Annotated in this window: 13 protein-coding genes and 2 pseudogenes; 10 read left to right on the top strand and 5 right to left on the bottom strand. The window is 69.1% G+C overall.

Annotation, left to right across the window (positions count from 1 at the left end):
* The first annotated feature begins 80 nt into the window (after positions 1–80).
* Together ACLF5H_RS30435 and ACLF5H_RS30430 are read left to right on the top strand one after the other, a co-directional pair.
* Positions 81–1,469: an alpha/beta hydrolase family protein gene (locus ACLF5H_RS30435; RefSeq protein WP_421679214.1), complete on the top strand. Its 1,389-nt coding sequence runs from the start codon at positions 81–83 to the stop codon at positions 1,467–1,469.
* Between the two features lie 365 nt (positions 1,470–1,834).
* Complete coding sequence (locus ACLF5H_RS30430) at positions 1,835–3,370, top strand: AMP-binding protein (RefSeq protein ID WP_421679213.1); 1,536 nt, start codon at positions 1,835–1,837, stop codon at positions 3,368–3,370.
* 162 nt (positions 3,371–3,532) lie between these two features.
* On the opposite strand, the gene ACLF5H_RS30425 is transcribed toward ACLF5H_RS30430, so the two are convergent.
* Positions 3,533–6,382, bottom strand: coding sequence for a PKD domain-containing protein (locus tag ACLF5H_RS30425; protein ID WP_421679212.1), 2,850 nt, complete (start codon positions 6,380–6,382; stop codon positions 3,533–3,535).
* A 517-nt stretch (positions 6,383–6,899) separates the two neighbouring features.
* Positions 6,900–7,715, bottom strand: a complete 816-nt coding sequence (locus ACLF5H_RS30420; protein WP_421679407.1) for a class I SAM-dependent methyltransferase — start codon at positions 7,713–7,715, stop codon at positions 6,900–6,902.
* 187 nt (positions 7,716–7,902) lie between these two features.
* Between ACLF5H_RS30420 and ACLF5H_RS30415 the strand changes: the two genes are divergently transcribed.
* Together ACLF5H_RS30415 and ACLF5H_RS30410 are read left to right on the top strand one after the other, a co-directional pair.
* A complete protein-coding gene (locus tag ACLF5H_RS30415) occupies positions 7,903–8,265 on the top strand; it encodes a hypothetical protein (protein ID WP_421679211.1) in 363 nt (120 codons plus the stop codon).
* A 285-nt stretch (positions 8,266–8,550) separates the two neighbouring features.
* Positions 8,551–8,925 carry a VOC family protein gene (locus tag ACLF5H_RS30410; protein ID WP_421679210.1) on the top strand — a complete coding sequence of 125 codons (375 nt, stop codon included), beginning with the start codon at positions 8,551–8,553 and terminating at the stop codon, positions 8,923–8,925.
* Between the two features lie 152 nt (positions 8,926–9,077).
* Here the strand turns inward: ACLF5H_RS30410 and ACLF5H_RS30405 are convergent, their stop codons facing one another.
* Both ACLF5H_RS30405 and ACLF5H_RS30400 read right to left on the bottom strand, forming a co-directional pair.
* Positions 9,078–9,446, bottom strand: coding sequence for a hypothetical protein (locus ACLF5H_RS30405; protein WP_421679209.1), 369 nt, complete (start codon positions 9,444–9,446; stop codon positions 9,078–9,080).
* 155 nt (positions 9,447–9,601) lie between these two features.
* On the bottom strand, positions 9,602–10,138 hold the full coding sequence (locus ACLF5H_RS30400) for a DUF4232 domain-containing protein (protein WP_421679208.1): 537 nt from the start codon (positions 10,136–10,138) through the stop codon (positions 9,602–9,604).
* 283 nt (positions 10,139–10,421) lie between these two features.
* Between ACLF5H_RS30400 and ACLF5H_RS30395 the strand changes: the two genes are divergently transcribed.
* From ACLF5H_RS30395 to ACLF5H_RS30375, 5 genes and pseudogenes are all read left to right on the top strand, one after another.
* The gene (locus ACLF5H_RS30395) at positions 10,422–10,970 is read left to right on the top strand and encodes a GNAT family N-acetyltransferase (RefSeq protein WP_421679207.1); all 549 of its coding nucleotides are present in this window, start codon (positions 10,422–10,424) and stop codon (positions 10,968–10,970) included.
* 64 nt (positions 10,971–11,034) lie between these two features.
* Positions 11,035–11,625: pseudogene (locus ACLF5H_RS30390) on the top strand (transposase); the annotation flags it as partial.
* Between the two features lie 68 nt (positions 11,626–11,693).
* A complete protein-coding gene (locus ACLF5H_RS30385) occupies positions 11,694–12,443 on the top strand; it encodes an IS5 family transposase (RefSeq protein WP_421679206.1) in 750 nt (249 codons plus the stop codon).
* Between the two features lie 60 nt (positions 12,444–12,503).
* Positions 12,504–12,848 (top strand): annotated as a pseudogene (locus ACLF5H_RS30380) (chromosome condensation regulator); the annotation flags it as partial.
* A gap of 18 nt (positions 12,849–12,866) precedes the next feature.
* On the top strand, positions 12,867–13,355 hold the full coding sequence (locus ACLF5H_RS30375; RefSeq protein ID WP_421679406.1) for a hypothetical protein: 489 nt from the start codon (positions 12,867–12,869) through the stop codon (positions 13,353–13,355).
* Between the two features lie 113 nt (positions 13,356–13,468).
* On the opposite strand, the gene ACLF5H_RS30370 is transcribed toward ACLF5H_RS30375, so the two are convergent.
* The gene (locus ACLF5H_RS30370; protein ID WP_421678113.1) at positions 13,469–13,669 is read right to left on the bottom strand and encodes a hypothetical protein; all 201 of its coding nucleotides are present in this window, start codon (positions 13,667–13,669) and stop codon (positions 13,469–13,471) included.
* A 92-nt stretch (positions 13,670–13,761) separates the two neighbouring features.
* Here ACLF5H_RS30370 and ACLF5H_RS30365 point away from each other — a divergent pair.
* Positions 13,762–14,189, top strand: a 428-nt coding sequence (locus ACLF5H_RS30365; protein ID WP_421679205.1) for a helix-turn-helix domain-containing protein, incomplete at its 3' end; no start/stop codon positions are given.

Below are 14,189 nucleotides of genomic sequence, written 5' to 3'. Positions count from 1 at the left end.
GGGGCGGTGGACAGCCGTGGAGGGGACCTCCGGGTGCGGCGCGCCGGGCACCGGCGCGGATGCTCCTACTGTCGGCCGGTGTGACGCATGAAACGAACAGCCAGGCAGCGGGCACCGCGAGGCGAAGCCTGCTGACCGTCGGCGCCGGAGCCGTCCTCGCCACCGGGTGCAGCCGGTTGGCGGCCGCCCCGGACCTCCAGGCGAGCCCGTCGCCCTCCGGCACCGCCCCGGGCTCGGATCTGACGCCCGCGGCGATGACGCTCTTCACGGACCCGTCGTACAACTTCAACGGGCTCCTCGCCCTCGGCGCGTCCGGCGCGGGCGCGGCCGAGGTCGGAGAGGTGCTCACCGCCGTCAACGCGATCAACGAGGCGGGGCTGTCCGCACCGTCGTACGTCACGACGTTCCGCCGACTGGGCGACCGGCTCATGGCCCCGCCGGAGGGCGGCGAACCGGACGGGCAGACCACACGCTTCCGGGCCCTGCGCGCGGCGCAGTACTACGGCCAGGCGCTCTTCTTCGTCCTCGGCTCCGCCGCCCCCGGCGACGAGGAGCGGCTGTACAGGGCGGGGCGCGCCGCCTGGGACAAATTCTGCTCGCTGTGCGAACTGCCGCCGGTGACGGACCGCGTCCCGTACGGGAACACCCCGCTACCGGTGTGGTTCTTCCGGCCCGACGGCTCCGGGGAACGGCGGCCCACGGTCATCCTCACCAACGGCAGCGACGGGCAGAACGTCGACATGTGGACGTACGGAGTGCCCGCGGCGCTGGACCGGGGCTGGAACGCGCTCGTCTACGACGGTCCCGGGCAGGGACAGCTGCTGTTCGTCGACCAGGTGACGTTCACGCCCACCTGGGAGAAGGTCGTCGCGCCGCTGATCGACTGGCTGTCCCGGCGGCAGGACGTGGACACCGGGAAGATCGCGCTCACCGGGCTGAGCATGGCGGGCGATCTGGTGCCCCGGGCGGCCGCGTTCGAGCCACGGCTCGCCGCCGCCGTCGCGATGCCCGGCTGTGTGGAACCGTGGCGGGGCTTTCCCCCGGAGATCCGGGAGATCCTGCGGCCGGGCAAGGCGGAGACCAACGAGATCTGGAACAAGGAGGTCGTCCCGCAGCTGCCCGAAACCGACGCGGCGACGCTGAAGAAACGCTTCGAGCCGTTCTCCGTCCCGGCGATGCTCGCCGCCCGGCGGGGGAAGATGTTCACGGACTTCTACACACCGGCCCGAGCCGTCCAGGCACTCACCGTCACGGACGTGGTGAGCAGGATCAGGACGCCGATGCTGGTGCTCGACTACGAGGGTGAGCAGTTCTATCCCGGCCAGGCCCGCGAGCTGTACGACAAGCTGACCTCTCCGAAGGACTACGTCAAACTCACCGCCGCCGAGGGCGCCCAACTGCACTGCTCGCCGATGGCTCCCCAACTCCACTGCGAGGTGGTCTTCGACTGGCTCCAGGAGACCCTCTGAGACGACACACCCCGTGGTCCTCCGGCGGAGAGACGAGAGCGAAGTCGAGCCAGGGCAGGCCGACCCCCGCCGTGCCCGCGAGATGACCGAAAACCACCCCTGACCAGGGTCTATGTGGCACGCGCGAGGCAATGGCCGATTGTCGCGCCGAGCGGCCGCCGAATTTCGTGCTGATCGACGTAACGGCCTAGAGTCGTCACATGGTTGGCCCAGGCAACCTTTGTTGCGGGTGTACCGCCATCCCGCGTGGAGTGACGCCCACGCGACCGAGGTCATGAGGCGCACGCCTCCTGCCCACCCCCCACAGCTGAACAACCATCAGGCCGGGCCGCGCACCCCTGCGTTCCGGCTCAGGAGGATCACACATGTCCGATGTCGCCCCACGCTTCCGCAACTATGTGGAGGACATCCTCGACGCCCTGCGGGAGAACCCCGACCGCGAGGCGCTGGTGTACGGCGAACAGCGGGTCACCGCAGGCGAGTTGCACACCCTGGTGCGCCGGATGGCCTGGGCCATGCAGGCCCAGGGCGTCGAGCGCGGCCAGACGGTGACTCTGCTCAGCGGCAACATGCCGGAGGCCCTGGCCGTGCGCTATGCGGCCAATCTGATCGGCGCCCGCGTCAATCACCTGTACAGCAAGCTCGCCGCCGACGTACAGGCCGCGATCGTCCGCGACGTGGAGAGCCGGGTGCTCGTCGTCGATCCGCGGATGACCGACCGCGCCGCTGACATCACCGAGTCGGTGCCGGTCAAGTCCGTACTGGTGCTCGGCCCGACCGACACGGGCGAGGACCTGCTGGCACTCTGCGCGACCCAGCCCGACGAGCCCTTCGCGAGCCAGGCGCAGCCGGACGACATATGCGCCATCCGGCACACGGGCGGCACCACCGGCCACCCGAAGGGCATCTGCACCACCTACCGGCAGGTGCACGCGCAGCGCTCCGCGCGCCCGGTCGACGAGACCGCCGCCCTGACGCACCGCCAGCTCGTCGCCACCACCATGGCCCATGTCGCCGGTATGCTCATGGACGCCGTGCTGGAGTACGGCGGCGCCGTGGTCCTGCTCGACGACTTCGAGCCGGGACAGGTGCTCGAGACCATCGAGCGCGAGCGCATCACCCACCTGTGGCTACTGCCGCCCCTGCTCTACCAGTTGCTCGACCACCCGCGCATGGCGCACACCGACACCTCCACACTGCGCCAGGTCCTCTACGGCGGCTGCCAGGCGTCCCCGGCACGACTGACCGACGCCGTACGCCGCCTCGGCCCCGTACTGCTCCAGGGGTACGGACAGAACGAGGCGGGCCTGATCAGCATCCTGTCCGCGGACGACCACACCCACCCCGAGCGGCTGCGCAGCGCGGGAAAGATCCTGGACAGCGTCGACGTCGAGATCCGGGACGAGGACGGCAACGTGCTCCCCGACGGTGAACACGGCGAGATCATGGTGCGCTCGGACATGGTCATGGAGGGCTACTGGAAGCAACCGCGGCTCACCGCGGAGGTCCTCCAGGACGGCTGGCTGCACACCGGTGACATCGGATTCCGGGACGCCGAAGGCTACTTGACCGTGGTCGACCGGCTGAAGGACATGATCGTGGTGGTCGGCGGCCACGTGTACACCACCGAACTGGAGGACCTGCTCAACAGCCACCCGCAGGTCGGGCAGAGCGCCGTCTTCGGTGTCCGCGACGAGGACCGCGCGGAACGCGTCCACGCCGCCGTGCTGCTCACCCCCGGCGCCACCGTCGACGCGGACGGACTGCGTGCCTTCGTACGCGCCGAACGCGGGGCGATGTACGAGCCGGCCGACATCACCTTCCCCGCCGAACTGCCCCTCACCGACGTGGGCAAGCCCGACAAGAAGGAACTGCGCCGCCGCGCCACGGCCCGGCCGTAAGGCCACGCGACACAGCCGACGGCCAGTCACCGCCGTACCGCCGTACCGCCGGCCCGGCCCGGAAGCCGGGTCGAGCGGGTACGACGGGGAGACGTGAGATGCCGGATGCCCCGGAGAACTCCGGGGCATCCGCGGGTGGACTCGACGGTCCCTGTCGCGCGGTCAGCCCACGGTGTCGACGGTGTAGTCGCCGAGGAGATCGGTGTCGACGTCGACGGCGGCGGAGCCGGCGTTGTACAGGTCGATCTCGCCGTCCGCGCCCACCTTGACCAGCGCGGCACCGGCCGCGGGATGACCGCTGGTGTAGTCGGCCGAGTGCACGTCCGGCCGGGCGGTGCCGTCGGCGTAGGCGACGAGGTAGCCGCTGCCGGTCGGCGAGGGCACCGTGAGATTGAGGTCGACCGCGTTCACCCCGCTCGCCGGTACCCCGTGGGCGCCGGTGACCTTGAGCTTGAGCGTGGCGTGGGCGCCGAGCTTGGCGACCTTCCCGCCGGTCCCCGTACGGGTGTTGAGAATACGTACGGCACCGACCGGCTGGAACGTCGACCCGCTCGCGGTCGGGCCGTACCAGCCCACCACGTCCGCGACGAGGTTCGCCGAGGACTTGCTGTTGTTGCGGAGTACGACCTTGCCGCTGACCGACGAGACCATGGATACGACGATCTGCGCGGAGACAGTCTGCCCGGTGGTCCAGTAGGGGCCGCTCACATCGGAGTTGAGGATGCCGTCGGGGGACACCGTGAGGCTGCCGGACCCCTTGGTGGTGGTCGCCACCACGTTGAGCACCACCGCGTCCGCCTGGGCCGGGACGCCGTGGGTGCCCGCGACGGTCAGGGTGAGCGAGTGGCCACCGGCGACCGTCCCCTTGTGGCCGCCGGTGCCGCCGCGGGTGTCGAGCAGGCGGATCGGCGCGGCGGGATGGTAGGTGCGGCCGAACTGCGCGTGCGACTGGAGGCCGACCGTGGCGACGTTGACGGTCACCGGGCCGGAGCCGCTGTTGTAGAGGTCGATCGCACCGGTGGGGGTGACCTTCACCGTCGCCTCGTTGCTGACCGTCCGGCCGGGCCCGAACGTGACGGTCGAGGTGCCCGGCCGGGGGGTGCCGTCGGCGTAGAGGGTGAGGGTGCCGCTCGCCTTGGCACCGCCGGCGACGACCCGCAGGCGCGCCGCGTCCACACCGTCGGTGTCGGCGTGCACGGTGGCCGCGGAGAGCTTCAGCACCCCGTGGGCGGGGATCGTCCGCTCGGCGTCGTACCGAGCGGCGACGGGCAGGAAGGCGTCTGCGGCGTGCACGGTCACCTTGGCGGTGGTGGTGCGGCCGAGCAGATCGGTCTGCGTCAGGGTGGCGGTGTACGAGCCCGCCGCCGGATACTGGTGCTCTGTCTTCTGGGAGCCGTCGGCCAGGCTCTCCTGGTCACCGTCACCGAACGCCAGGACCCGGTGGGCGACTTCCCAGGCGTTCGCCGGTTGCGGAACGGTGAACACCGCGTCCCCGGCGTCGACCTGCCCGTCGGTGGTGGTGGCCAGGGCGCCGGACAGCGAGGTGGCCGGCGCCGCGGTCGTACCCGCGTCGACGGCGGCGGGCCGGGCGGTGCGGCTCGACCCGCCGACGTCGGTCACCGTGATGACCGGGGCGTACACGCCCGGCGCGGTGTAGGTGTGCGTGATCGGGGCGCCCGGAGCCTGGGTGACCGGCGCGCTGCCGTCCCCGAAGTCGACCGAGTACGTCGCGATGGGCTTGCCCCACGAAGTGGTGGCGTCGTCGGTCCGCACCGAGGTGACGAACGGCGCGACGCCCCTCGACGGCGACGGCATGTCGTCGCCGGGGACGGTGATGGTGTCCTGCCGTTCGATGGCACCTCGGTCGGGGCGGCCCGTCGTGCCGGTGCCGGTGTCGGCGACGAGCGGGTCGTCCACCAGCGGGGCGCCGTCGACGTCGGTGGGCAGCTCGCCCGGTGCGTCGGCATCGGCGGAGTCGATGAGCGCGGAGTGCTCGGGCGGCGCGGTGAGGGTGGGCACATTGAGCCCGTCGATGTCGTGCGCGCCCTGGCCGGTCGCGTCGTGCAGCGATACGGCGGTGCTGTACGGGGTGTCGGCCCACCCGTACTCGGGGCGCGGCCGGGCGGCGGTACCGGAGCCGTTCGCCGCCGCGTTGTAGTCGCTGGTGACCTGGTCCGCGGAGTCGGCGGACACGGAGTAGAGCGGAGCCGTGGGTGCCGGGCAACTGTCGGACTGCTTCGCCGGGGCGGAGGCGACCACATTGTTCTCCACGGTCCCCGAGCTCGCGCCGTCCAGCGAGATTCCGGTGGCGCACGGAGCGGTGACCGTGTTGCTGGTCACGGCCGCGCCGGACGTCCCCGTCAGCGCGATCCCACCCTGCCGCGGGGTGGTCACCACATTGGTGGTCACGGTGACCTTCGAGGCTCCCGGCTGCGCCCGCACACCGTAGGCGTATCCGTCCGGGATCCAGTTGCGCGACACGGTCACGTCCGAGGACGCGCCGTCCACGCTGACCGCCGTACCGGTGCCACCGGTCGACGGCACCGGGCGACGGAAGGACAACCGGTCGAGGGTGACGCCCGTGGAGCCCGTCACCGCCACCGCGTCCGCGCCCGGGTATCCGATCCCCAGCGACTGGACGCGCACGTCGTGCACCGCCTTGAGCGTCAGCGCCGGTGCGGAGCCCTTCGGTGTGAGGACCGTCGGCGAGCCGCCAGGAGAGGGGGCGGCCCCGGTGAATGTGATGGGGGCGTCCTCGGTGCCGGACCGGGTCAGGGTCACGGACTCGACGTAGGACAGCTCGTCCGGCGCCTCGATACGAACCGTCTGCCCGGGCGACACCACGTCCGCCGCCGCCTGCACCGTGCAGAAGGGCAGGCTCGCCGAGCCCGTTCCCGTGTCGCTGCACGCTCCGTCGTGATTCACATACAGCGTCCCGGCCGAGCTCGGGTCCGCCGCCGCCTCACCGGTTCCCCAGCCGCTCACCACCCCGGCCACCACGAGAACGGCCACGGACACCCCGGATACGGGGCGAGGTCTTCGCATCTGAGCTCCAAGGAAGGATCGGTGGTGCGGGTGCGGGTGCGGGTGCGGGTGCGGGTGCGGGTGACGGCACCGGGGCCCGGGGCCTGGTGCGCGGGTCATCGGCCCACGACGCGTGCGGCGATGGTGTGGTGGGCGGGCGAGCGTCGGGTCGCAAGCACGACCTGCCGATCCCGGACGGCTCCGCTCAGCGGCTGCACACGGCCTTCATGATCGCAGCACTATTCCAAAGGAACAGCCACGATCCGACCTTGCCTTCCTCAAGTCACCAGCGTTTCAAGGCGACTTGAACGGCGAGCCGAAGACGTGGCCGAGACACTGACGCCACCTCTCCGGGCCTCACCGTCCGCACGTGCAGGACGGGGTGGCGAGACCGCGGACCCCCCCCGGGGACGTCCCTCGCGACCGACCTGGACCAGGTCCTCGATGCCGTGGCCGCCAGGCCTAGTCGGTCCGCAACTGGAAAATGGCCAAACCAGGAGGCGTTCTACCGGCGAACCGCCGAGATCAGCCCTCCCGGTCGCTCCTCGTGCTGCGGCGGAGTACTGATGGGGCGGCCGTAGGCGGCGGCGCGCTCGCGCAGGGTGTGACTGTCGGCCGCCCAGCCGTACCCGGCCAGCCAGTCCACCGGATCGTCGGGCATCTCCGAGACCCACATGGACGCCGCCGAGCCCGGCGCGGCGTCCGCGCCGAAGCGCTCGATCACACCGCGCGAGCCCAAGGTCAGCCCCATCCGGCTGCCCGCCGCCGACTGCGCGCTGATCCGGGCCAGCAGCAACTCCACCGCGTCCTCGGGCAGATAGATCAGCAGCCCTTCGGCGATCCACACGGTCGGCACCGCCGGGTCGTGCCCCGCGGCGGCCAGTGCGCCCGGCCAGTCCTCCCGCAGATCCACCGGGACGGTGATCCGCTCGCAGCGTGCGACGGCCCGCTCCTGGCGCAGCACCGAAGCCTTGAAGTCCAGTGGCGCGGCGGTGTCGACCTCGAACAGCCGGGTGCCCGCGGGCCAGTCCATCCGGAAGGCCCGGCTGTCCATACCGGCGCCGAGCAGCACGACCTGCCGTATCCCGGACGCGGAGGCCTGCCGCAGCAGATCGTCGAGGAACTTCGTCCTGACGACGATGGAGAACGCCACACCCAACCGACGCCGTCGCGCGGCCTCGTCACCGGGCAGTGCCGGAGCGGAGGGCCCCAGACCGCCGGCCGTGGCGAATGCCTGTGCCAGTGGGTCGCGGAACAACGCGTTCTCCCGCTCGGTCTCCAGCGCCCGCACCCTGGCCACCCCAACCGCCGTGGCCCACACTCCCGACGGCCGCACCCGCTCATGCTTCTGCTCATCAGTCACCGCGCCAGCCTATGGGCTGTGCCTGGGAGCTGATCCTGAACGCGGCTCCTCCACGCCGTCGGTACGGAGGTCCCACCCGGACCGGACGCTTCGGCCCGTTGAACGGAGCCATCTGGCAACTGCCCAGGTCAGCTACGGTGAACTCATGACCGAAGCCCTGCCTGCCGACGTTGCCCACGTGCTGGACGCCATTCTGAGCATGGTGAACGACCCGGGGTTCGCACTCTCTCTGCAGATGCGGCATCTCCGGGTCCAGACGTACTGTGCATGCGGCTGCGGTTCGGCGGACTTCAGTATCGACGCGGCTGCTGTTGCTCCTGCCCCTGCGCTCACGGGCACGCGAGTGCTGGCTGAGATGGAACTGTTCGGCGCGGGTGGGGAGACCGTCGGCGAGGTACTGGTGTTCGTCACGGACGGGTACCTGTCGCGGCTTGAGGTCTGCTCGTGGAGCGACGAACTTCGGACCCTGCCCGACGCACACCGAATTCTGTGCGCATGCGACCGATGAACGGTCAGACGCCCCGCGCAGAGGCCTGTCGCACCAGGGCAATGGCGCCGGAGTTCGCCGAGTACGCATTCGTCGACAGCCCTGAACTCCCACCACGAGTTGTTTACTAGTAAGGTCACCCGCATGAACACCGGACCGGCGCTACGCCACACACGGATTGGCTGTCCGGTGGAGGGCTGATCGCACAGCGGGTGCGTAGAAGGCACCCCCTCAGTTCGGCACGCGGACCTCCCAACGCTCGTGCACTGCGAGTCCGTTCTTCGTGTCGAACACAATGAGGTCTGAATGTCAGTCACGTTCAACCACACCATCATCGCGGCCAAAGACCGCAACGAGTCGGCTCAGTTCTTCCGCGAACTGTTGGAACTCCCCGAAGCGCCGTCCTGGGGCCCGTTCACCAACATTCAGCTCCCCGACGGCGTACTGCTTCAGTTCGCCGAGCCGCCGGTGGAGATCCAGATGCAGCACTACGCGTTCCTCATCGATGACGAGCTGTTCGACCGGGCCTATCGGCGGCTGTGCGACCGCGGCATCGAGCACTGGGCCGATCCACAGATGCGCCGCCCGAGCGAGATCAACAGCGAGCACGGCGGCCGAGGGGTGTACTTCAAGGACCCCGCCGGGCACGCGATTGAGCTGATCACTCGCCCGTACCTGTAACTGAGGGAGTGTCTGGTCGGGCACCCGAAACGCGGCGCCCGACCAGACAAGGGCAGCACGGTCACGCTCGACCGCTACCTCCACAGCGGGGCCGACGGCAGGATCTGAGTGCTGACGATCCCGGCGGTCGGCGTCGGGAGCGACGCGATGGCCTACTTCGCCTGGGGGTCCTCACTCACCGCGGTGGCGGCCAGGGCCACCAGATTGTCGGTCCAGCAGTCGCTCTTTTTCGTCGTGACCTCGAGACCGCAGCCGGAACAGACGAGGTTGGGGCCGTCCTGGCCCGCAAGGCCGCAGCAACCGGTGAGGCGGCGAGCATCGGAATGGAGTGCCGTCCCCGGAACGTCATCGGGGTGAAGGATCAGAAGGGAACCGTCGAAGTTGACCTTGAAGGTTCCCCGCGCCATCCGCGGTGAAGCGATCTGGTGGCCGGGCGGGCGCTCAGGGTCTCTCGTCGGCTCCCCGGACTCCACCTCGCCCGTCAGAGGCCATTGACAGTTCATGCAGTGAAAGACGATCACACGACCAATTCTGCCTGGGCGCATCATGGGCATGACGTCAACAGCGGGGGTTCACCGCGACCCCGTCGGCCTGCCGACCGCCGGGGGATGAGTACGGAAGCGGCCACAGGCCCGGGGGAGTGGGGTACCCCGGGCCTGTGGCTGTCCGCTGCCGGTTACAGCCCGACCGGGTTGATGTAGGTGCCCGGGTGGGTGGCGCCGTCCTGCTTGAGGATCTGACCGCCGAACGGCCACTTCAGAGTGAAGTGCGTCGTCTCGTTCGGCGGCGTGACGAGGAACTTCGCCGGGACGAACTTCTCCTTCGGGGCCGTGGACTTGGCGACGGGGAGCAGCGTGATGCTGAAGTCGACCGTGCTGCCCTGCTGGAGGGTCATCTTCGGGGGCTTCTTGGCGGAACGCACCAGCGACCAGGTGCCGTCGGTCTTCTGGGCGCCGACCATGTCGACACCGGCGAAGCCCGCCAGGGTGCAGGCGTGCTTGCTCTTGTTGGTGAACCAGATGAACGCCTGGGTCTGCTTCTTGGTCTGCCCCATCTCCGGCTTCGCGTCGCCCCCCGTGGCGAAGCCGGCCTTGAGGTCGGCGGTGTGGCAGCGGGCCGGCGCGGCGGGCGCGGCCGAGGCCGGGACGGTGGCAGCGGCGGTGCCGGCGACGACAACGGCTGCCAGAGCCACGGCGGTCAGCTTGTGCTTCATGAAGATTCGGTCCCCTTCGACTACGAATCGGCGCGCGAGGTCAATGCGCGCCTGCACACCTGAAGATGCACGAAGACCGGAGAAGGTTCGGTGGGGGAGGGCAGTCCTTCACAGCCGCAGGGCGCTCCCGCTGAAATCGACGTCGAAGCCTCTGGGCGAGGTCTAGATGATCGATTCCAAGGGGGCAGTGGGGCCGCGTGAACCGAGCGAGCGGGTGAGCAGTGGACGCCCGCGTATACGCCGCCAGTCCTGAGTGATCCCTCCAATCGATTAGGGTTGCTCAATGTTCGAAGGAAGACTTGTAAGACTGCGCGCGCTGCGCTCCGAGGACGCTGAACACCATTTCCGGTGGCGCAATGACCCCGAGGTGGTGCGTTGGGCCGCGGGCGGTGACCCGTTGTTCGGCCCGGTCACGGCGGAAGCGATCCAGCTCGGCTTCGACACCATGCTGCGACTGATCCCGAGGGAGTCGGCCGTGTTCACGGTCGAGGACCTGGCAGGCGGGACGGTGATAGGCATGGCCGACTATCGGGACCTGGACCCCTACGCCGGAGTGGCCACGCTGGGAGTCACCATCGGCGAGCGGGAGTTCTGGGGCCGCGGCTACGGCAGTGACGCGCTGCGGTTGCTCGTGGGCCACCTGTTTGGTGCGTACTGCCTGAACCGGCTGGAGCTGGACACCTGGAGCGGCAACGAGCGCGCCGTGCGCGCCTTCACCAGGATGGGCTTCCGTGAGGAAGGCCGCCGCCGGTCGGCTGTGCTGGTGGAGGGGGAGCGCTACGACAGCGTGCTGTTTGGCATGCTTCGTGAGGAGTGGGCGGACCCCGCGTGACGTCGTGGATGCCCTTCCCTGGGGTGTTGGTGGAGGCAAGTACGCGGCTGTCCAAGATCGCTGTGTGACGAACGACCTGGACACCCTCGCGACAGCACTCTTCGTGGCAACCGACGACTTGCTGAAGGCGCGTCCGGACTTGGCACCATGGCGGCCTGCCATGGGGATCGCGCCGAAACTCACCGACGCCGAACTGGTCACCCTTGCGGCCATGCAGTCCATGCTCGGGTTCACCTCCGAGGCCAAGTGGGTCCGGTACGCCCTGACCCACTTGCGGCACCTCTTCCGGTACCTGCCGCAGCAACCCGGCTACAACAAACGACTGCGCAAGGCAGCCGAGCTGCTCCGTCAGGTCACCCGGATCCTGGCTGCCGGCACCTCGACGTGGAACGACGACGTGTGGATCGCGGACTCCACGCCCGTGGAATGCGGCCGCTCCCGAGAAACCGTAAAACGCTCCGATCTGGCGGGGTGGGCCCAATACGGTTACTGCGCCAGCCACAGCCGGTTCTTCTGGGGTTTGCGTCTGCACCTGGTGTGCACCCTCCAGGGCCTGCCCGTCACGTTCGCCTTGACCGGAGCCAAGGCCGACGAGCGCGAGACACTGCTGGACCTACTCGCAGCCGAATCGCACCTCGTCGCACTAAGGACTGGAATCAGAATGAGGACTCTGAGGGTTGGGAATGACGGCGCGTCAGTTCGCGTTGATGCGGCCCGGAGGGGGTGGTCGCGACCGAGACTCGTGGTCGGCGCAAGCCGTGGGAGGTAGACGATGGGCTGTGGAAGCGTATCGAGCCGCTGTTGCCGGTGATTGAGCGGCGCTTCCCGTACCCGGGGCGTCGTCGGCTCGATGACCGGCGGGTTCTGTGCGGCATCCTGTTCGTGCTCTACACCGGCATCCCCTGGCGCTACCTCCCGCAGGAACTCGGCTTCGGCTCCGGGATGACCTGCTGGAGGCGACTGCGGGAGTGGAACGAGGCCGGGGTCTGGCAGCGCCTGCACGAGATGCTGCTGGCCGAACTGCGGGCGGCCGGCATACTGGATCTGTCCCGGGCGTCGGTCGACTCGAGCCATCTGCGGGCGATGAAAGGTGGTGCGGTCACCGGCCCGTCCCTGGTGGACCGGGGTAAGACCGGCAGTAAGCACCACGTGATCGTCGAGGCCCACGGCATCCCGCTGGCCGTCACGCTGACCGGCGGCAACCGAAACGACGTGACCCAGCTGATCCCACTGATACGAGCCGTCCCGTCGATCCGAGGCAAACGCGGCCAACCGCTGCGCCGCCCGAAGCACCTCTACGCCGACCGCGGCTACGACCACGAGAGCTACCGCGACCAGGTCCGGCGGTTCGAAATCACCCGGCACATCGCCCGGCGCGGCATCCGCTGGGAGGTCCGCGACGACATCCACCAGGCCTTCATCACACTCGGTTGTGCCGTCATCTGCTGGCGGCGACTGAGGACCACGCTCTGATTCCAGGCGACAGTAAGGTGGATCCCATGTCGCGAACGCGCCAAGCACAAGGAGGCGCACGTGCTCGCTAACTCGTCGGCGCTGGCGGCCGGAAGGCGTCATTCGGTCGGACGGCGCTGGGATGGAACCGTTCTCGCCGTGGGCAGGACCGCAGCCGCGGAATGTCGTGTCGAGCGATGGGAAGACGTCGTCGCGGTGGCAGCCGGAAACGTCCATGCCGCCACGAACACGGGCAGGTCTCATACGGTGGGACTCCGGTCGGACGGCACGGTGCTGGCAACGGGGTGGAATGGTTATGGACAATGTGATGTCGCCGGATGGCGAGGCGTCACGGCCGTGGCCGCAGGCTGGCGCCGCACGCTCGGGCTACTCGCGAATGGCCGCGTGCTAGCAATTGGCCGGAGTTCAGAAGGACAGTGTGACGTGAAGTCCTGGCGCGAGGTGATCGTCCTCTCGTGTGGTGACTGGCACTCGGTCGGCGTCCGGTCGGACGGTTCTGCACTGGCCGCGGGGAACAACCGACGAGGGCAGTGTGGCGTTGAAGAGTGGCGTGACCTGGTCGCCATTTCGGCCGGGTATCTCCACACCGTCGGCCTCAGAGCCGACGGGCGTGCAGTAGCGACCGGCGACCGGGCAACCGGAGCGTGCGAGGTCGATGAGTGGGAAGACGTGGTGGCGCTCGACGCGGGCAGCTATCACACCGTCGGGGTCACTGCGTCCGGGCGGGTCCTCACAGCGGGAGACAACAGCTACGGACAGTGCGAAGTCGGCGATTGGCGCGACATTGTCGCCGTGGCGGCCGGTTCAATGCACACCCTTGGCCTGCGTGCCAACGGCACAGTCGTGACCGCAGGGAACAATGCCGACAGACAGTGCGAAGTCGATGCCTGGTCCGGAGTCCAGCTTCCATAGGCCTCCGGGCCGCGCCAACGCGAACTGACATGTCGTCATTCCCGAGCCGACCTTATTCTGATTCCAGTCCTAAGGGCTGTCTCGTAGCTGCCGCCGGCAGTCCGTGCAGCGGTCTATGGCCTGACGCACCGTGCCAACTCGCCGTACTTCATGCCGCTGGAGTACAGGGACCCCTGCTGATTGCGACCCATGAACTTGATGCCTCGGGTACGCCGCTCCACGTGGGTCAGCCGGAGGACCACGGTGCCCGACTCTGTCGAGAGCTCCAAGAGGTCACCGGGCTGGAGGTCCTCGGCGAGGACATCGAATGTCATGGCGGCGATGGTAGGGCTTGATCGCGAGATGTATCAGCGAGTGAAGACTGCGAGGTGCTTGAGCAGGCCGGCCACCGTAGGATGATCTTGTTGTGGCTGGTGTGATCACAGTATCGGAGCCTTCCTGGACAGCCCCGTTCAGCGGGCTCAGCCCGCGGCAGTTCGGCAAGCTGATCACTGCGCTCCGGCGCGAGGGTGCAGATCCGGTACGCAAGGGCAGGCCGTGGAGCCTGCCGGTGGAGGACCGCGTGCTGCTGGTCGCCGCGTACTGGCGAACGAACCTCACCCTCCGCCAACTGGCGCCGCTGTTCGGGGTGTCCAAGTCCGCAGCCGACCGCATCATCGACCACCTCGGACCCGCGCTCGCGCTCCAGCAACGCAAGCGGTTCCACAAGGGCACCGTGCTGATCGTGGACGGTTACTCGACCAACCACCAGGTCGTCATCGACGCCGATACTCGGCTGGTCGTCGCGGTCGGCCGGCCGTTGCCCGGCAACCGCAACGACTGCAAGGCGTGGCA

This window comes from Streptomyces sp. LaBMicrA B280 (genome assembly GCF_049222185.1).
GTDB lineage: Bacteria > Actinomycetota > Actinomycetes > Streptomycetales > Streptomycetaceae > Streptomyces > Streptomyces murinus.
This window is presented reverse-complemented; position numbering and strand designations above follow the sequence as displayed.